Consider the following 16,381-nt stretch of genomic DNA (forward strand, 5'->3'; position numbering starts at 1 on the left):
TGCAAATTATTTTTTAGCTGCGAAACGCGCCGCTGCTTCGTCCCAGTTCACCACGTTCCAGAACTCTTTGATGTAGTCCGGACGACGGTTCTGGAATTTCAGGTAGTAAGCGTGCTCCCACACATCCAAGCCCACGATTGGGAAACCGGACGCACCAGAAACAGCTTCACCCATCAGCGGGGAATCCTGGTTTGCGGTAGAAACCACAGCCAGTTTGTCGCCTTTCAGCACCAGCCACGCCCAGCCGGAGCCGAAACGAGTCGCTGCTGCTTTTTCGAATTCAGCTTTGAAGTTATCAACGGAACCGAAGTCACGCTCAATAGCTGCCAGCAGATCGCCCTGCAGGGTGGTGCCTTTTTTCAGGCCTTTCCAGAAGAAGCTGTGGTTAGCATGGCCACCTGCGTTGTTACGCAGAACGGTTTTCTTATCAGCCGGCAGCTGATCCAGTTTCGCGATCAGTTCTTCCGCAGACAGGGAAGCGAACTCCGGCAGGCTTTCCAGCGCTGCGTTAGCGTTATTCACGTAAGCCTGGTGGTGCTTGCTGTGATGGATTTCCATCGTCTGTTTGTCGAAGTGCGGTTCCAGGGCATCGTACGCATAAGGCAGTGATGGCAGGGTATAGCTCATAATCATCTCCATTATTGTCGGGCGGCAAACCTGTAAACGCCGCGTAATCAGTTGGTTCATTATAGTTAATTAAATGATATTGAAAATGATTATCAATGCCGTAGTTTTTATAAGGATATAACCAGGCGTTATGGTTGGCATTTTGTGAGGAAGAACAGCCGATTGCACCGTTCACTGCCAGTATTTGCTCATGAATGGCAACGACCGGAAGGTCAAAAAATTGACTAATTTTTACACTCATCACGTTGGACGACGATTCGTACGATAAAAAACGGATGAGGATAAAAGTAATGAACCATGCAATTACGATGGGTATTTTTTGGCATTTGATAGGTGCAGCCAGTGCAGCCTGTTTCTATGCCCCGTTCAAGAAAGTTCAGCGTTGGTCATGGGAAACCATGTGGTCTATCGGCGGGATTGTCTCCTGGATTCTGCTTCCGTGGACAATCAGTGCCTTACTGCTTCCCGATTTTTGGGCTTACTACCACTCTTTTAGCGCTTCAACGCTCCTGCCGGTGTTCTTATTCGGCGCCATGTGGGGGATTGGTAACATCAACTATGGCCTGACCATGCGCTATCTCGGCATGTCGATGGGGATAGGCATCGCGATCGGTATTACGCTGATTGTCGGTACGCTACTCACCCCCATTATTAACGGCCAGTTTGGCGTACTCATCCACACGAAAGGCGGCCAGATGACGCTGCTTGGCGTGATGGTTGCCGTCATCGGCGTAGGCATTGTGACTCGGGCCGGTCAGCTTAAAGAACGCAATATGGGAATCAAAGCGGAAGAGTTTAATCTCAAGAAAGGGCTGGTGCTGGCCGTCATGTGCGGCTTCTTCTCCGCCGGGATGTCCTTTGCGATGAATGCCGCCAAACCGATGCATGAGGCCGCAGCTGCATTAGGCGTCGATCCCCTGTATACCGCCCTGCCTAGCTACGTGGTGATTATGGGCGGCGGCGCGTTAGTCAACCTTGGCTTCTGCTTCATTCGTCTGGTAAAAGTCAAAAATTTGTCGATAAAAGCTGACTTTTCACTGGCAAAATCGCTTATCGTCAGCAATATTCTGCTGTCAGCGCTGGGGGGATTAATGTGGTATCTCCAGTTCTTCTTCTACGCCTGGGGCCACGCCAGTATCCCCGCACAGTATGACTACATGAGTTGGATGCTGCACATGAGCTTCTACGTGTTGTGCGGTGGGTTAGTCGGTCTGGTATTGAAAGAGTGGAAAAATGCGGGCAGCCGTCCGGTCAGCGTGTTGAGCCTGGGCTGTGTGGTGATTATCATCGCCGCCAACATTGTTGGCTTAGGTATGGCAAGTTAAGTCACTTAGGCGGCAACGCGACTGCGCTGCCGCCACTGCCCTGGCGTGACGCCAATCTCCCGATTAAACACCACGGAGAAATAGTTACTGTCTTCAAACCCGCACAGCATCGCCACTTCACTAATGAGCATTTCGGTGTGTTGCAGCAAGTACTGCGCATGGCAAATCCGCAGCTGACGTAAATAGTGGTTCACCGTCATCCCCGTTTGGCTTCGGAACTGCTGACGCAACGTGCGTTCGCTGCACCCCTGCTGCTCACAGAAAGTATCCAGCGCAAACGGCCGATTAAGGCTGCCGGCCAGTACCGTCAGTAGCTTATCCAGCAGCGCTTCGCTCTGCGTTGCCGCCTGATTATCCGTGGCGTAACGGTAGCGCTTAAGGCAAACCACCAGTTGGGCAAATAGCAGCTCGGACATCTCGTTGGCCAGCGCATCGTCTTTGCGGCTCTCCTGCTCCAGCTGGGCCATTATCTGCCGCGCCTGGGTCATACCGGTGCTACCGATACGCCAGTGCGGTGCCCAATGTGAGCCGTGCAGCCCTGGAATATGGGAAAGCCAGTCGAGATTAAGCTTTAAGCGCTCGGGGCAGTAGATAATATTCTGTAAAACCAGATCGTTAACCGAGGCGTAGGAGTGCTTATCTTCGGCGCGGATGTAGAAGAGATCGCCGCGGGTAATGCGATAGGGGCGGTCGTTCAGAATGTGCAGGCCGTTACCACGCCAGACCATCACCAGCTCGCAAAAATCATGAGTATGTTCGGCAAACACATTTTGCGGATAGCGGTCTGCCACCGCGACGGCCTGCGTCGGGCTGGCAAAAAAGTCGGATTTTCGAAGAATTAACTGGCCTGACACGCGGATACCTCACGGCTAACAACTCTTTATTATTAGCCGTTTCGAGGTAAAAAACGGTGATTATCTTCGCGTTACTGAAGCATGGTATCTCGCCCCTGGCGGATATCACGGGGTGACCAGTTAAATTCCCGGCGGAACAGGGTCGAGAAATGGTTGCTGTCACCAAAGCCGCAGCGATAGGCAATGTCAGTCACGCTGTCATCACTGTGACGCAGCAGGTGACGGGCCTTAATCAGGCGTAAACGGTTGAGATAGCGCTGTGGCGTGAGGCCGGTACAGTGCTTCAACTGGCGGTGCAGCGTGCGCAGAGAGAGAGAAAAATCATCCGCCAGCCCTTCCCAACATACCTCTTGTGCAAAATTCTCTTCCAGCCAGGCCATCAGCTGGTTAAGGCGGGCATCGTTATCCTCAGTCCCTTGTTCCTGACTGCCTTTTCGCAGCACGACCAGCAGCTGCATAAACAGAATCTCACGGTTAGCCAGAGACATCATATCGGTGCCGTCCTCCACCGCTTCCATCTGGCTGACGATAGACCTGACCTGCTGCAACGTACTCTGGTTCACACGCCAATGAGAAGGATAGTGGCCGTCCTGCTCCTGCGGCAGCAATTTGTTCAGACCTGACAAAAACTGGAAAGCATCCGGCGCACGGTACAGCACGTTGGTCAGGCACAAATTATCGGTGTGTTCATAGAGGTGTCGGTCAAAGTCACGGACAAAGCAAACCGTGCCTCCGCAAATGGTATGAGGCTGACCATTGAACACATGAATACCTGACCCATGCTCAACAATAACAATCTCATTGAAATCATGATGATGTTCAGGAAAGGCGGCCTGCGGAAGTCGTGGTTCGATAGCAATGGGCAATTGACCTGATGAGAAGAAATCCACGCTGTGTAGTACGGTCATAACGACTCCCGACAGATGAGAAATATTATCAGGATAGTAATAGCCGGTGAGCTATCTGACCTTGACGTTTTGACACTAAAGCGCGCAAACCCGGTCGTGTTTTCAAGAAACAGCCGGAAAGATCGGGAAATGAGGTCGCCATCACACCGCCCCCAAACGCCCCCTTCACAGGAATTTGTGAACTCCCTCACGTTCATCTTTGCTTTCTTGCCAGCGCCCTATTTCGCCTGTCAGTGGCGAGAAGGTTGTGTCATTGCCCTTTTTTTAGACTGAGCGGTAATGACTCATAGAAGGACTCTTACCATGACTTTTCGCCATTGCGTGGCCGTCGATTTAGGCGCCTCAAGCGGACGTGTAATGCTGGCGCGTTTCGATGCCGCACAGCGTTCGTTGTCACTGCGCGAAATCCACCGTTTCGTGAACAACCTGCATAAACAGGACGGTTTTGAGACCTGGGATATCGACGGCCTGGAAGCCGAGATCCGGATCGGGCTCAATAAAGTGTGCGATGAAGGCATTCTTATCGACAGTATCGGTATTGATACCTGGGGCGTGGACTATGTACTGCTGGGCAAAGATGGCCAACGAATTGGCCTGCCGGTGGCGTATCGCGACAGCCGCACCGACGGCGTGATGGCTATCGCCATGGACCAGTTGGGCAAAAGCAACATCTACCGCCGCAGCGGCATTCAATTTCTCCCGTTCAATACGCTCTATCAGCTGCGCGCACTGGTTGAACAGCAGCCGGAGCTGGTGTCGCAAGCCGCTCATGCGCTACTGATTCCGGATTACTTCGGCTATCGCCTGACCGGAAAAATGAACTGGGAATACACCAACGCCACCACCACGCAGCTTATCAATATCGACAGCGATAACTGGGATGAAGACCTGCTGAACTGGACCGGTGCGCCGGCGTCATGGTTTGGTACGCCAACCCATCCTGGCAACGTAGTTGGTCACTGGATTTGCCCGCAGGGCAATCAAATTCCGCTTGTTGCCGTCGCCAGCCACGATACCGCTAGCGCCGTGATTGCATCGCCATTGGCGAGCGCCGACGCCGCCTATCTCTCTTCAGGTACCTGGTCGCTAATGGGCTTTGAAAGTAAACAGCCCTACACCAGCGAGCAGGCGCAGCGCGCAAATATCACCAACGAAGGCGGCGCAGAAGGCCGTTATCGGGTGCTGAAAAACATCATGGGGCTGTGGTTGTTACAGCGCGTACTGAAAGAGCAAAACATCCGCAACCTGGCAGAGTTGATTGCCGAAACGGCGGCGCTGCCAACCTGTCGCAGCCTGATTACTCCGAACGATGACCGCTTTATCAACCCGGAAAATATGAGCGCCGAAATTCAGGCTGCCTGCCGTGAAACCGCGCAGCCGGTTCCATCGACCGCCGCTGAACTCGCGCGCTGCATTTTCGACAGCCTCGCGCTGCTCTACGCCGACGTATTAAACGAACTGGCACAGCTGCGCGGTAAGCCGTTTAGCCAACTGCACATTGTCGGCGGTGGTTGTCAGAACCAGCTACTCAACCAGCTGTGTGCCGATGCCTGCGGTATCACCGTGGTGGCGGGCCCCATTGAAGCCTCCACCCTCGGCAATATCGGCATCCAGTTAATGACGCTGGACGAGCTGTCCAACGTCGACGATTTCCGCAAGGTCGTGACCGGCAACTACGGTCTCACTACCTTTACCCCTAATCCAGACCATGAAATTGCCCGTTACGTTGCGCAGTTTCAGCAACAACGACAGACTAAGGAGCTTTGCGCATGACCACTCAACTTGACCAAGCCTGGGAACTCGCGAAACAACGCTATGCCGCCGTCGGTATCGACGTCGAAGAAGTCTTACGCCAGCTCGACCGCTTACCGGTATCTATGCACTGCTGGCAGGGTGATGACGTAGCAGGTTTTGAAAATCCAGAAGGCAATTTAACGGGTGGGATTCAGGCGACCGGTAATTACCCGGGCAAAGCGCGTAATGCCACCGAACTGCGTGCCGATCTGGAACAGGCGTTGAGCCTGATCCCAGGGCCAAAGCGTCTGAACCTGCATGCTATCTATCTGGAATCTGATACCCCGGTTGCGCGCGACAAAATCAAACCTGAACATTTCAAAAGCTGGGTTGAGTGGGCAAAAGAACACAAGCTGGGCCTCGATTTTAACCCGTCCTGCTTCTCGCACCCGCTGAGCGCCGACGGTTTTACCCTGTCCCACGCCGATCCCAAAATCCGTCAGTTCTGGATTGACCACTGCAAGGCCAGCCGCCGCGTGTCCGCCTATTTTGGCGAACAGCTGGGGACGCCATCGGTGATGAATATCTGGATCCCGGACGGCATGAAGGATGTCACCGTTGACCGTCTGGCACCTCGCCAGCGTCTGGCCGCCGCGCTGGATGAAGTCATCAGCGAAAAACTCGACCCTGCGCACCACATTGATGCTGTAGAAAGCAAACTGTTCGGTATTGGCGCTGAGAGCTACACCGTCGGCTCCAACGAATTCTATATGGGTTATGCCACCAGCCGTCAGACCGCACTGTGCCTGGATGCCGGACACTTCCATCCAACCGAAGTGATCTCCGACAAGATCTCCGCCGCCATGCTGTATGTCCCTCGTCTGTTGTTACACGTAAGCCGCCCGGTTCGCTGGGACAGCGACCACGTGGTGCTGCTGGATGACGAAACCCAGGCTATCGCCAGCGAAATCATCCGCCACGACCTGTTCGACCGCGTCCACATTGGCCTCGATTTCTTCGACGCCTCAATCAACCGTATCGCAGCATGGGTCATCGGCACCCGCAACATGAAGAAAGCCCTGCTGCGCGCGCTGTTGGAACCTACCGCCGAACTACGTCAGCTGGAAGCCTCTGGTGACTACACCGCACGTCTGGCGCTGCTGGAAGAGCAAAAATGCCTGCCGTGGCAAGCGGTGTGGGAAATGTACTGCCAGCGCAACGACACCCCAGCGGGCAGCCAGTGGCTGGAAAGCGTTCGTGGCTACGAGAAAGAGATTCTGAGCAAGCGCGGGTGAGTGACCCTCACCCCGACCCTCTCCCTGCAAGGGAGAGGGAGAAAACCGGACAGCGCCCTCGCACCGTAGGGTAAACCGCAGCACCGATGTAAGGTGACAGATATGTAGTGAACATCGGAACGAATCCGGGAACAGGTGAAAGGAAGCGGGATCTGGTGGGACAAATTCAGGCAGATTAAGGCTTGGCGGCTATATGCTCGCACGCGCGCTAAGACGGTTTGTTTTTTGTTAAAATTAGATCACCGCCGAGAGCTTGCCTACTTATGACACATAAAAATGTAACGTTAATGCACTTTGTTTAATGGCTTCATACAGCGTTTAAATCTCTTTAACTGTGTGGCACTTTGACGCTTTTTGTAATCAGTTGGTACTGCTTTGATCGCGTTAACACACAGCTTGATTCGAGTCAATTCTCACAACCTTACAGGCCGGTAAGTTGTTATGATGAACACTTTAACCGGCCTTTTTGCTATCACCCAAAGGGCCTGGTGTGGCTACATCTGCACCAACCGAAGATGACCCTTTTTTGACTGTGGACTCAAGGAAAGTAAGCAGGCGTTCCTTCTCATCATCAGAGCATTGTATGAGCTGTAGGTTCCTCTCATCCTTCAGTTTTAAAACAGTATCTACCCCTTTTCGCGCAATCAATTCAAACAATGATTTTATCTCGTGTTCGTTGAGGATGCTTAAAATGGAAACGAGAGTTGTTTCATAGCTCACGTGAACCAATGTATTACGGGATTCCTTCTGTTTATCCTTCTTGGGTTCGACAGCGATGACAGCGTCTTCAATCGTACGTTCCAGCATAGCGTCATGCTCGTCTGTGCTCTGCCCAAGAAGCCACCCAATAGTCACGCCTTCGATATTAGCTATTTTACGTACCACCTCGATTCTTGGTGATGATTCAGGTCTAGCGTAATAGTTCTTGAGTGTACTGAAGTTGATATCCCAATCTTTTGCCGCTCTGTACAAAGAACGTCCGTTCAGTAGTAGGTTCAACTTTTCACAAAAGGGTTCTTTTTGTTTGCTCTCAAAAGAACCTTTCGTATTATCATTTCTCATCTTAATAAATCCTTTGTATGTAATTGATATGAATGGATTTTATTTGAAATATGGTTTGGGACTCAAAAACACCTTGCAAACCTATCTTTTGAGTCCTAATCTTTATCCATACAGATACCCGCGCAGTTATCCGCGCGGATAACTTTTTAGGATAGATGAATCATGAACCGAAATGAAGATCTGACTGATTGGCACCCTGAGACGATTAAGGCGGAAATCCACAAGCGTGGGTTATCTTTCCGCTCTTTATCGGTTCAGGCGGGCTATAAAAAAGACTCTTTAAAGAGCGTATTACGTACTCCGTGCCGGCCGTATCAGCAGATTGTTGCTGATGCGCTTGGCGTTCCCCCTGAAACCATCTGGCCGAGCCGCTATGCCGCTCATAGCTATATGAATAAGGCGGTGTGACATGTTTGTTGTTGCAAAGGAATTGGTTGGCGCACCTGGTTTACCTAAAACGGTAAAAGGAATTCGTGAGGCACTCACGCGCTATTCGGCTGGTGCCGAAGATAAGGTGCGTAAACGCGCTGGTGGTAAAGCGTTTGAATACCACATTTCCGTGCTTCCTCCTGAGGTACGTGCTGAGCTGCTGACTGCAAAAGGTCTGGTAGAAACATCATCTGGTGTCATTTCCCTGCCTGAGCGAACCAGCAAAAATGCCGACACCGTCAATAATTTTGAGCGTCAGCAGTTGTGGAAGCACTGGGAAGGTGCGACTAACGAACAGCGTCAGCGTGCTGAGCAGCGCACAACCTCAGTATCCCTTGTGGCTGAGCTGGTCGATTCAGGTCTGTCATTGCGTCTTGCTCTGAGAACAGCGGCGATGAAACTGCATATGAGCGAAGGTTCTTTGCGTAACCTGTATTACCGCGTACAGAACCGCAGTCGTGATATATGGGCCCCCGTTCTGCTTGACCGCCGTCTGCGTGAGAAGTGCAAAACCAATCGTGAAGCGCCAATCAGCGAAGATGCCTGGCAGTTCTTTCTCGGCGATTATCTGCGCCCGGAAGAGCCATGCTTCACAAAGTCGTATGAACTTCTTCAGGTCGCCGCCCGCGAGTATGGCTGGGAAATTCCATCAGAGCGCACTCTGCGCCGCCGTGTTGAACGTGAGATTGATCCGCGTGTCATTGTGGCCACTCGCAAGGGTGATAACGCGCTGGCGCGTATGTTCCCGAGCCAGCAGCGCACCGTCGCGCAATTGCATGCAATGGAATGGATAAACGGTGATGGTTACCAGCATAACGTCTTTGTACGCTGGTATAACGGCGAAGTTATTCGCCCTAAAACGTGGGTCTGGCAGGACGTCCACAGTCGCAAAATTATTGGCTGGCGTACTGATGTCTCTGAAAACAGCGACAGCATCCGACTGTCTCTGATGGATGCCATTTCAGAATTCGGCAAGCCCGACCATGTCACCATCGATAACACCCGCGCAGCAGCCAACAAATGGCTGTCAGGCGGTGTTCCTAACCGTTATCGCTTCAAAGTTAAGCCGGATGATCCGATGGGTATTCTGCCGATGCTCGGTATTCAGGTTCACTGGACTAGCGTAATAGGCGGTAAAGGCTGGGGCCAGGCAAAACCGATTGAACGTGCCTTTGGTATCGGTGGTCTGGGTGATTACATCGATAAACATCCCTCTCTGGCTGGGGCATACACTGGCCCGAACACCCAGAATAAACCGGATAATTACGGTGACCGGGTTGTTGATGTTGAGACATTTATTTCTGCTGTAAATGAGGGGATCGCCCTCTATAACGCTCGAGTCGGCCGCGAAACTGAGATGTGTCAGGGTGAGCTGTCCTTCGACCAAGCATTTGAGCGCAGTTACAGTAATGCGGTTGTCACGCGCCTCAGTGAAGAACAGATCCGCCAGCTGATGCTGCCAGCGGAAGCCGTAACGGTGAAAACCACGGGTGAATTCTTCCTGCAGTGTGGTGGCTCTCTTTATGGTCGCAAAAACAGTTACTGGAATCCGCTTCTGGCCAATATCCGCCAGCGCAAAATTACAGTGCGTTTTGACCCTCGCAACCTCCACAGCGAAGTAGCGTGTTACGACCTCGATGGCCGCTTCCTCTGCATGGCTGAATGTCGCTCTGCTGTCGCGTTCGGCGATACCGAAACAGGTCGCGAACATAGCCGCCAGCGTAAGCAGATGATGACCCATACCAAACGCGCCGCCAAAGCTCAGCGCCGCATGACGGCAATCGAGGTTAACGATCTGCTGCCAAAAGTCGCACCACCGGAACCACCGCAGCGGCATGTTGTTGAACGTGTCTTTGCTCAGGGCAATGCGCTGAAAAAAGTTCAGGAGATCCAGGAGCATCAGAACGAGAACGATGTGATTTTCCAGACGCTGATGAAAAGTGTCAGCAAATCGAAGAAATAAAAAAAGCGACGTTTGAGCCGCCGCTTTGAGAAGTGTTTAAAACCGTACTAAAAATGGAAAAATACAGGATTAAAAACGATGACGCAAATTAACCATGATGTAATCCGTAATACCGTAAAAGGTCTGATTGATGACAAAACCATTTCTGGTGCTGCACTGTCGCGTGAAACCGGGGTGTCTTCGTCTGCTCTTTCTCAGTTTATTAACGGTAAATATAAAGGCGACAATGATGCCGTGGCGGCATCGATCAGCACGTGGCTTGAGTCCCGTAAAACGGCCCAGAGTGCGCTGCCGGAAATCCCTGACTATGTCGTGACACCGACCTCCGAAAAAATCACGGCCGCGCTGACCTACGCCCAGTTGACCCACACCATCGCGCTCGTTTACGGGAATCCAGGCGTGGGCAAGTCGGAAGCACTGAAGCAATACACTCGTACAGGCAACAACGTCTGGCGGCTTACCGCGAGCAAGTCTCGCACGAACGAGCTGGAAACCATGTATGAGCTGGCGCTGGAGATGGGTATTTCTGATGCGCCTTATCAGCGCGGCGCGTTATCCCGTCTGCTACGTCGCCGGCTGCGCGACACCAATGCCTTAGTCATCATTGATGAAGCGGACTGGCTGAACTATGACGCCATCGAAGAGCTGCGCATCCTCCAGGAGGAATGCGGCATCGGGCTGGCGTTTATCGGCAACCATAAAGTCTATGACCGCCTGACTGGTGGTAGTCGCACCGTCGATTTTGCTCGTTTGTTCTCTCGCGTGGCAAAGAAAATAGTTATCAACAACGTTCTGGCCGCTGATGTTGATGCTTTCTGCGACGCATGGAAGATTGACGGTCGCGACGAACGCAAGCTGTTACGCGCGATCGCAAAGCGCCCTGGTGCTCTTCGCTCTCTCTCCCACATTCTGCCGCTGGCCCACATCTACGCCAGCGGTAAAAGCGAGCCGGTTAACTCTGGCCATATTCATTCAGCAATGCTTGAACTGGGGCATGCTGAAATCGTAGAGGAGTAACTTCATGTTTCCTGAGCTGATTTCGACCCATGTGCAGCAGGCGAAGGCCACAGAGGCCATGCTCAATCAGAAAGGTTGCTGGGTGACTGTATTTCGCCAGTCTCGCACCCGCCCGGTTCTGGAGGTGTCATGTCCTCCTGCTGAGTTGCTCAATAGTGCTGTGCGCATTGTTGAGCGCAACAATTCAGGCTCCCGCTCCGTGTGGGTAGCCAGTTTCAATGGTTGCCGGATTATCTGGAGATGAAGATGACGGAAAAAATTACCGCCTATGCGTGGGCATCTGGCCTGATTGAGTTCGGCCATAAAGTTCCGGATGGTGCTTTACCCATCATCTCAGGGAATGAATTTCGCATAAGAGAACTTATTGATGTGAACGCTCGTCATTCAAGAATTTTGGAGCAGCTGCTGGTTCCCGGTGTGCCGGAAGCAAATAACCAGCATGATGCTTGCACTGCATTAATAAAATTCACTGAGATTATTACAGCTGAATATTTAGAAAAATAAACGAGGATTGAAATGAATAATCAAAATAACGTACCTGCGGGTTACCGCACCAATGCTCAGGGGCATTTAATCCCTGAATCTCAGGTCAAGCCCGTGGATAAGCTGCGTGATGAAGTCGTGATGACGATCGTAGGTGCAGCACGTCAACAGCGTCAGTTGCTGGCAGCGTTCAAACTGGAGTCGATGCAGAGAATCGCCGACTTCACAGACCTTTCCGCGTCTGAGTATGGCGTGGAGTATGGCGGCACGAAAGGCAATGTGACCCTGGTGAGCTTTGATGGCCGCTACAAACTCATTCGCGCTGTCGGTGAGCATCGTGTGTTTGATGAACGTATCCAGGCGGCTAAAGTGCTGATTGATACCTGCATCAGCGAATGGTCTGGTGGTGCGGATGAACGCATTATGGCCTTGGTTGACCATGCCTTCCGCGTTAACAAGCAAGGTCGCATCGATATCAACCAGGTTCTGGGCCTCCGTCAGCTCGATATCAATGACCCTAAATGGAATGAGGCGATGGACGCTGTTGCTGATGCTATTCAGGTTTCTGGCACCAGTCAGTATTTACGTATTTATGAGCGTCAGGCAGATGGTAACTATCAGCAAATTTCGCTGGATTTAGCCAAGCTTTAAATACTTTTAAATAAAACTTCAAATTGAAAACGGCGCTTGCGTCAGGGCTTCGTTCGCGCCGAATCCGACAAAAGGAATATTTAATGAACGAGAAACAATTTATTTCGATGCTTATCGACCTGAAATCATGGCATCAAAATCGTATTGATAAATGCCAGCTGATTATTGACAACAGAGACGCTGATATTCGTCTGGAAATGGGCGAGAGCGAGGTGCTTGAATTCGGTGCTGACACCAAAGAAGCCCGTTTTATCCGAATTGGTGTTCAGCTGGCGCTCCTCCAGTTCCAGCCGTTCCCCATCACTATGAAACCGGCAGATGACGACATGGAGGATGAAGACGATGAATAAGCCTCATGTTTTCGATGCCGCCCTAGCTATGTGCGGATATGACCGTCAGGTGCTGGCCACTGCCGAAGAGTGTAACGAACTGGCCGCTGCTTGTACTCGTTTTGTTACTCATAAAGCGAATGGCAACCGTATCGCCGAAGAAGCTGCCGACGTTGAAATTATGATTGACCAGCTTCGTCACAATGGCATGAACGACATGATTGACCAGCATAAAACACGAAAAATGGACCGTTTATCTCAGCGCGTGGGGGCCGAACTGCCGGATTTGGTATCACCAAACAGCCCGTCAGTATCTTCCTTGCTTGAAGATGCTACTGAGCAGCTTGAAATGGCACAGGCGCTATATAACGACAAGCAATCCAGTAACCGCCTGGCCGCTGCAAGAACCCGCCGTTGCATTGCCTTTCTGATGCAGGCTGCACAGAATATGATGCGAGAGCAGCAGCTATCTGAGCAAGGTATGGGGATTTTAATGGAGAGACGCCGATGAGTCGCGCATCTTTAATTACCCTTATCCATGTAGCCAAAAATAGACTGCAGCTGGATGATGACACTTATCGTTCGGTGCTCCAGAACGCTACCGGCGAAACCAGTTGCCGTAAGTTGAACGTCAGCCAGTTAGAGAGCGTTTTAAAGACTCTGGAAGAAAAAGGATTTAACCGGCAAAAAAGAAGTAAACGCCGCCAGAATACCGCTCTCCCAGAAAGCGACAAAATCCGCATGATATGGCGAAATATGGCTGAGCATGGTTTTCTGGTTGATGCCAGCGAAGCGGCCCTTGACCATTTCGCCGAGCGCATCACCCGACTCAAAAATGGGGGCGAAGGCGTTGCAACATTATCGTGGTTACGTGGTGAAAAACTTCTGAGCGTTCTGGAGAGTCTTAAGCAGTGGCATATCAGGGAGATGAAATCTTCTCTCGCGGCTCATGGCATCATGATGCCTGTGAATCCACGAACCGGGGCTGAGAGTCGGGATTATGGCACCATTCTTTCCGCGTATAACGACGCAGCAAAAAGGTGGGCGAAATGAGTAATGACCTGTTTGGTGATGTTCGCGACGATAGCATTCTTGACCATATTGACGATGAGGTGGAAAGTTCTCGTTTCCCGTCTCTGCTTGCAGAGCTGAATGCACTTTTGCGTGTTGAGCTTGGCCGCCTTGGATATGACCCCAAGCATTCGATTGAGCTGGTTGCCGCTATCAGCGGGAAAATTGGCGGTATGCAGGTCTATTTCCCCCGCGGCCAGGTGCTTGAGCAACTTGTTCGCGACATGCGGATCTGGCGTGACTTCACTGGCGATAATGTCCAGGAACTGGTTGAACGCTACCATGTAACCTACAAAACAGTGTATAAAGCTATCAAACGGATGCGTAGGTTAGAATTAAGCAAAAGACAATATTCTCTGGATATGGAGTAATGGCTATGGCTGGTGGTGTGTTGATTGATATTGTTGTCATTATCTGTGTGTTTTGGGTGTTCTTTGATGCAGCGAGTCACAATATAGGGAGTTATGTTGTAGCCGATGGTATTCAAAAGGGATATAGAAAGGGTCTGCATCCAGTTGCGTGGGCTATCTTGAGTTTTCTTATTCTTCCTTTTTTCTTCTATCTGCTGAAAAGGAAGTCCTTGCTGGAAACCGCAAAAGAAAACCCCGCCGTTACTGATAAAAGCATAAGTTTTATTATTCTACTGCTACTGGCATCAGCTTGGATTCTATATAGCTATAGGGAAATATTATTTTACTAATGTAGTAAATATCCAATGAAGCCGGTAAATCCGGCTTTTTTTATGCCCGCGACAAAATGGGGAAAGTATCACTTTCTTCCCTATTACAGGAGCAGGCATGACCAGTTCAACACTCTCTCCCGCATTTGCTCACGCACTCTCTTTTGTCCTCGCCCGCGAGGGTGGTTATGTCAATGACCCCGCAGATAAAGGTGGTGAGACCAATTTTGGTATCTCTGATAAACGCGACGGTGTAGCCGATGGCCTCACCGATATTAATGGTGACGGCAAGCCAGACACCCGAATTAAGGACATCACCAAAGAGCAGGCTGGGCAAATTTATTATAGCGATTACTGGTATCCGGCATATTGCACCGACTGGCCAGATGGCATTTCTCTTTTTATGTTTGACGCCGCTGTCCAGCATGGCGCTAAAAAAGCGATCCAGTTATTGCAGGAAGCCGTTGGTGTTTCTGCTGATGGCATCGTTGGCCCTAAAACGACAAAAGCGGTCATCAGCGCTGATGCTGAATGGCTGCTCAATCGTTGCTTCCTCCGCCGTTCCCGTTATTACGCCAGCATCATCAAATCCAATGCTTCTCAGGGCAAATACCTCAATGGCTGGTTTAACCGCCTCGATGAACTGGCGAACGCCTGCCAGGAAGTTATCGGCGGTCAGGTCTCGGTAGCCCGGAGCTAATCATGGGCAAGGGATGGGATGCGTCAATGCGTCAGGGGCGGCGTGATCGTATCCGGCAGGAAGTACTTCATCGTGTTGGGAACGGACCGCCTCCCGTTCCCCTTGATTATTCAGGTTGTGATGGCACCCATGCGAGCTATTACCGCAAAGGGTGGGATTCCGTAGATATCAGAGACATCGTCTGGCAATGCCAGCGCTATAAGGAAAAACACCGTGTTTAAATCTTTTGATTTCACCTGGTTCAAACAGGCTTTACTCCGCGTTTCACAATCAGGCTGGCTTGTACTTGCGCTGGTCCTTCTGTCACTCGTGTTCTGCAATATTTATGGACGCCAGGCTTTTATTGTGTGGTGGTGTGCATTCTCTGGGGTTGCGCTCATAGGCTTCAGTGTCTTCCTCGGTGATCTGCCTTATCGACTCCTTAAACCTGATACGCGCACCAGCCGCTTTGCCCATTTATGGGCATGGCTGGTCTGGTCTGTGGGTGTGCTATTCATTGCCATGTCCCCGATCTTTGCGGAGCCTCTGAAGCTTATCTGGCTGGTCCCGGTTGGCGGGGTTGCAGCGCTGCTGTTCTGCCACTGGGTATCACGTAAGGGGCTGCTCGCATGGATCCAGTAACGCTCACCACAATCGCCTCGGTTCTTCTGAAGGCCGGACCAACCCTCGTTCGTACTGTCGGCAACTGGTTTGGCGGCGATGCAGCGAAAACGGCAGACTCTGTTGCCGGCATTGTTGAAACCGTTAATGGCGCGATTAATCCGACAGACCAGCAGCGGGTGCTTGAGCAGAAGCTGGCACAGCTCCCGCCTGAGCAGTTCGTCCAGCTCGAATCACTGAAAGTCCAGTTGGAGTCGTATCAGCTTGAGCGGGATAAAGCGCTGCTGGCAGACCAGCAAGCCGCCCACCATGAACAGCAGGAAACCATCCGTAACGGTGACAACGCCACAGACGAATATGTTCGTCAGACCCGCCCGCGAATGGCCAGACTGTCGCTCTACAGCAGCATTGCCTATGTGATGCTGATGTCACTTGGGCAGCAGGCCGGCGCAATATCTGGGGCGTTTGGTCATGCGTTTTCGATGCCGGAGCCCGACTGGGATATTGCCCTGATGCTCGCCACGCCAGCGCTCGGCTATTTGGGGTTCAGAACGCTCGATGGTTTCGCCCGATACAGTAAGTCCAGCAAACACAAGGTGGCACTCCCCCGATGACAGATGCCTTCGAACGTGCCAGTAATCTTGAAACCACGGA

The 16,381-nt window shown here is 51.6% G+C and carries 22 protein-coding genes; 18 read left to right on the forward strand and 4 right to left on the reverse strand.

Annotated features, from left to right (window positions below; translation table 11 throughout):
- Positions 1-6: 6 nt before the first annotated feature.
- Positions 7-627, reverse strand: a complete 621-nt coding sequence (gene sodA, locus LZ634_RS18645; protein WP_234507873.1) for a superoxide dismutase [Mn] — start codon at positions 625-627, stop codon at positions 7-9.
- Positions 628-917: 290 nt separating this feature from the next.
- Between sodA and rhaT the strand changes: the two genes are divergently transcribed.
- The gene (gene rhaT, locus LZ634_RS18650; RefSeq protein WP_234507876.1) at positions 918-1,952 is read left to right on the forward strand and encodes an L-rhamnose/proton symporter RhaT; all 1,035 of its coding nucleotides are present in this window, start codon (positions 918-920) and stop codon (positions 1,950-1,952) included.
- A gap of 5 nt (positions 1,953-1,957) precedes the next feature.
- Here rhaT and rhaR read toward each other — a convergent pair whose 3' ends face one another.
- Both rhaR and rhaS read right to left on the reverse strand, forming a co-directional pair.
- Positions 1,958-2,806 (reverse strand): HTH-type transcriptional activator RhaR, encoded by an 849-nt coding sequence (gene rhaR / locus LZ634_RS18655; protein ID WP_234507877.1) that lies wholly within the window; start codon positions 2,804-2,806, stop codon positions 1,958-1,960.
- 71 nt (positions 2,807-2,877) lie between these two features.
- Positions 2,878-3,714, reverse strand: coding sequence for an HTH-type transcriptional activator RhaS (gene rhaS, locus LZ634_RS18660; RefSeq protein ID WP_234507880.1), 837 nt, complete (start codon positions 3,712-3,714; stop codon positions 2,878-2,880).
- Positions 3,715-4,017: 303 nt separating this feature from the next.
- Between rhaS and rhaB the strand changes: the two genes are divergently transcribed.
- Together rhaB and rhaA are read left to right on the forward strand one after the other, a co-directional pair.
- Positions 4,018-5,487 carry a rhamnulokinase gene (gene rhaB / locus LZ634_RS18665; protein WP_234507882.1) on the forward strand — a complete coding sequence of 490 codons (1,470 nt, stop codon included), beginning with the start codon at positions 4,018-4,020 and terminating at the stop codon, positions 5,485-5,487.
- Positions 5,484-6,743: an L-rhamnose isomerase gene (gene rhaA, locus LZ634_RS18670; RefSeq protein ID WP_234507884.1), complete on the forward strand. Its 1,260-nt coding sequence runs from the start codon at positions 5,484-5,486 to the stop codon at positions 6,741-6,743. The genes rhaB and rhaA overlap by 4 nt, the downstream gene beginning before the upstream one ends.
- A gap of 453 nt (positions 6,744-7,196) precedes the next feature.
- Here the strand turns inward: rhaA and LZ634_RS18675 are convergent, their stop codons facing one another.
- Positions 7,197-7,805, reverse strand: coding sequence for a hypothetical protein (locus tag LZ634_RS18675; protein ID WP_234507886.1), 609 nt, complete (start codon positions 7,803-7,805; stop codon positions 7,197-7,199).
- Between the two features lie 162 nt (positions 7,806-7,967).
- On the opposite strand from LZ634_RS18675, the gene LZ634_RS18680 reads away from it, so the two are divergent.
- The 15 genes from LZ634_RS18680 to LZ634_RS18750 all read left to right on the forward strand — a co-directional run bounded on the left by LZ634_RS18680 (position 7,968) and on the right by LZ634_RS18750 (position 16,341).
- Complete coding sequence (locus tag LZ634_RS18680; RefSeq protein ID WP_234507888.1) at positions 7,968-8,213, forward strand: helix-turn-helix domain-containing protein; 246 nt, start codon at positions 7,968-7,970, stop codon at positions 8,211-8,213.
- Between the two features lies 1 nt (position 8,214).
- On the forward strand, positions 8,215-10,197 hold the full coding sequence (locus tag LZ634_RS18685) for a transposase domain-containing protein (RefSeq protein WP_163446223.1): 1,983 nt from the start codon (positions 8,215-8,217) through the stop codon (positions 10,195-10,197).
- A gap of 78 nt (positions 10,198-10,275) precedes the next feature.
- Positions 10,276-11,214, forward strand: a complete 939-nt coding sequence (locus LZ634_RS18690; protein ID WP_182929343.1) for an AAA family ATPase — start codon at positions 10,276-10,278, stop codon at positions 11,212-11,214.
- 4 nt (positions 11,215-11,218) lie between these two features.
- Positions 11,219-11,458, forward strand: coding sequence for a hypothetical protein (locus tag LZ634_RS18695; RefSeq protein ID WP_163446221.1), 240 nt, complete (start codon positions 11,219-11,221; stop codon positions 11,456-11,458).
- 2 nt (positions 11,459-11,460) lie between these two features.
- A complete protein-coding gene (locus LZ634_RS18700) occupies positions 11,461-11,718 on the forward strand; it encodes a host nuclease inhibitor protein (protein WP_234507890.1) in 258 nt (85 codons plus the stop codon).
- 12 nt (positions 11,719-11,730) lie between these two features.
- Positions 11,731-12,348, forward strand: a complete 618-nt coding sequence (locus tag LZ634_RS18705; protein WP_234507892.1) for a DUF3164 family protein — start codon at positions 11,731-11,733, stop codon at positions 12,346-12,348.
- A gap of 83 nt (positions 12,349-12,431) precedes the next feature.
- A complete protein-coding gene (locus tag LZ634_RS18710; protein ID WP_234507894.1) occupies positions 12,432-12,698 on the forward strand; it encodes a hypothetical protein in 267 nt (88 codons plus the stop codon).
- Positions 12,691-13,188, forward strand: coding sequence for a hypothetical protein (locus LZ634_RS18715; RefSeq protein ID WP_234507896.1), 498 nt, complete (start codon positions 12,691-12,693; stop codon positions 13,186-13,188). Before LZ634_RS18710 ends, LZ634_RS18715 begins: the two co-directional genes overlap by 8 nt.
- Entirely contained in the window at positions 13,185-13,730 is a 546-nt protein-coding gene (locus tag LZ634_RS18720) for a gp16 family protein (RefSeq protein WP_234507898.1), read from the forward strand. Before LZ634_RS18715 ends, LZ634_RS18720 begins: the two co-directional genes overlap by 4 nt.
- Positions 13,727-14,119, forward strand: a complete 393-nt coding sequence (locus LZ634_RS18725) for a Mor transcription activator family protein (RefSeq protein WP_182929337.1) — start codon at positions 13,727-13,729, stop codon at positions 14,117-14,119. The genes LZ634_RS18720 and LZ634_RS18725 overlap by 4 nt, the downstream gene beginning before the upstream one ends.
- A gap of 5 nt (positions 14,120-14,124) precedes the next feature.
- Positions 14,125-14,448, forward strand: a complete 324-nt coding sequence (locus LZ634_RS18730; protein WP_182930663.1) for a hypothetical protein — start codon at positions 14,125-14,127, stop codon at positions 14,446-14,448.
- Positions 14,449-14,545: 97 nt separating this feature from the next.
- The gene (locus LZ634_RS18735; RefSeq protein WP_234507900.1) at positions 14,546-15,127 is read left to right on the forward strand and encodes a glycoside hydrolase family 108 protein; all 582 of its coding nucleotides are present in this window, start codon (positions 14,546-14,548) and stop codon (positions 15,125-15,127) included.
- Positions 15,128-15,129: 2 nt separating this feature from the next.
- Complete coding sequence (locus tag LZ634_RS18740) at positions 15,130-15,348, forward strand: hypothetical protein (RefSeq protein WP_234507901.1); 219 nt, start codon at positions 15,130-15,132, stop codon at positions 15,346-15,348.
- On the forward strand, positions 15,341-15,748 hold the full coding sequence (locus LZ634_RS18745; protein ID WP_234507904.1) for a hypothetical protein: 408 nt from the start codon (positions 15,341-15,343) through the stop codon (positions 15,746-15,748). The genes LZ634_RS18740 and LZ634_RS18745 overlap by 8 nt, the downstream gene beginning before the upstream one ends.
- Positions 15,736-16,341: a hypothetical protein gene (locus LZ634_RS18750; RefSeq protein WP_234507906.1), complete on the forward strand. Its 606-nt coding sequence runs from the start codon at positions 15,736-15,738 to the stop codon at positions 16,339-16,341. The genes LZ634_RS18745 and LZ634_RS18750 overlap by 13 nt, the downstream gene beginning before the upstream one ends.
- Positions 16,342-16,381 lie beyond the last annotated feature (40 nt).

This window comes from Kluyvera intermedia (assembly GCF_021440345.1).
Classification (GTDB): domain Bacteria; phylum Pseudomonadota; class Gammaproteobacteria; order Enterobacterales; family Enterobacteriaceae; genus Kluyvera; species Kluyvera intermedia_A.

Coding starts and splice junctions, on each gene's coding strand:
- rhaT (WP_234507876.1), top strand. CDS start 918: ATGAACCATGCAATTACGATGGGTATTTTTTGGCATTTGATAGGTGCA.
- LZ634_RS18690 (WP_182929343.1), top strand. CDS start 10,276: ATGACGCAAATTAACCATGATGTAATCCGTAATACCGTAAAAGGTCTG.
- LZ634_RS18675 (WP_234507886.1), bottom strand. CDS start 7,805: ATGAGAAATGATAATACGAAAGGTTCTTTTGAGAGCAAACAAAAAGAA.
- LZ634_RS18685 (WP_163446223.1), top strand. CDS start 8,215: ATGTTTGTTGTTGCAAAGGAATTGGTTGGCGCACCTGGTTTACCTAAA.
- LZ634_RS18700 (WP_234507890.1), top strand. CDS start 11,461: ATGACGGAAAAAATTACCGCCTATGCGTGGGCATCTGGCCTGATTGAG.
- LZ634_RS18730 (WP_182930663.1), top strand. CDS start 14,125: ATGGCTGGTGGTGTGTTGATTGATATTGTTGTCATTATCTGTGTGTTT.
- LZ634_RS18735 (WP_234507900.1), top strand. CDS start 14,546: ATGACCAGTTCAACACTCTCTCCCGCATTTGCTCACGCACTCTCTTTT.
- sodA (WP_234507873.1), bottom strand. CDS start 627: ATGAGCTATACCCTGCCATCACTGCCTTATGCGTACGATGCCCTGGAA.
- LZ634_RS18720 (WP_234507898.1), top strand. CDS start 13,185: ATGAGTCGCGCATCTTTAATTACCCTTATCCATGTAGCCAAAAATAGA.
- rhaS (WP_234507880.1), bottom strand. CDS start 3,714: ATGACCGTACTACACAGCGTGGATTTCTTCTCATCAGGTCAATTGCCC.
- LZ634_RS18680 (WP_234507888.1), top strand. CDS start 7,968: ATGAACCGAAATGAAGATCTGACTGATTGGCACCCTGAGACGATTAAG.
- LZ634_RS18750 (WP_234507906.1), top strand. CDS start 15,736: ATGGATCCAGTAACGCTCACCACAATCGCCTCGGTTCTTCTGAAGGCC.
- LZ634_RS18715 (WP_234507896.1), top strand. CDS start 12,691: ATGAATAAGCCTCATGTTTTCGATGCCGCCCTAGCTATGTGCGGATAT.
- LZ634_RS18705 (WP_234507892.1), top strand. CDS start 11,731: ATGAATAATCAAAATAACGTACCTGCGGGTTACCGCACCAATGCTCAG.
- rhaB (WP_234507882.1), top strand. CDS start 4,018: ATGACTTTTCGCCATTGCGTGGCCGTCGATTTAGGCGCCTCAAGCGGA.
- LZ634_RS18695 (WP_163446221.1), top strand. CDS start 11,219: ATGTTTCCTGAGCTGATTTCGACCCATGTGCAGCAGGCGAAGGCCACA.
- rhaA (WP_234507884.1), top strand. CDS start 5,484: ATGACCACTCAACTTGACCAAGCCTGGGAACTCGCGAAACAACGCTAT.
- LZ634_RS18740 (WP_234507901.1), top strand. CDS start 15,130: ATGGGCAAGGGATGGGATGCGTCAATGCGTCAGGGGCGGCGTGATCGT.
- LZ634_RS18725 (WP_182929337.1), top strand. CDS start 13,727: ATGAGTAATGACCTGTTTGGTGATGTTCGCGACGATAGCATTCTTGAC.
- LZ634_RS18710 (WP_234507894.1), top strand. CDS start 12,432: ATGAACGAGAAACAATTTATTTCGATGCTTATCGACCTGAAATCATGG.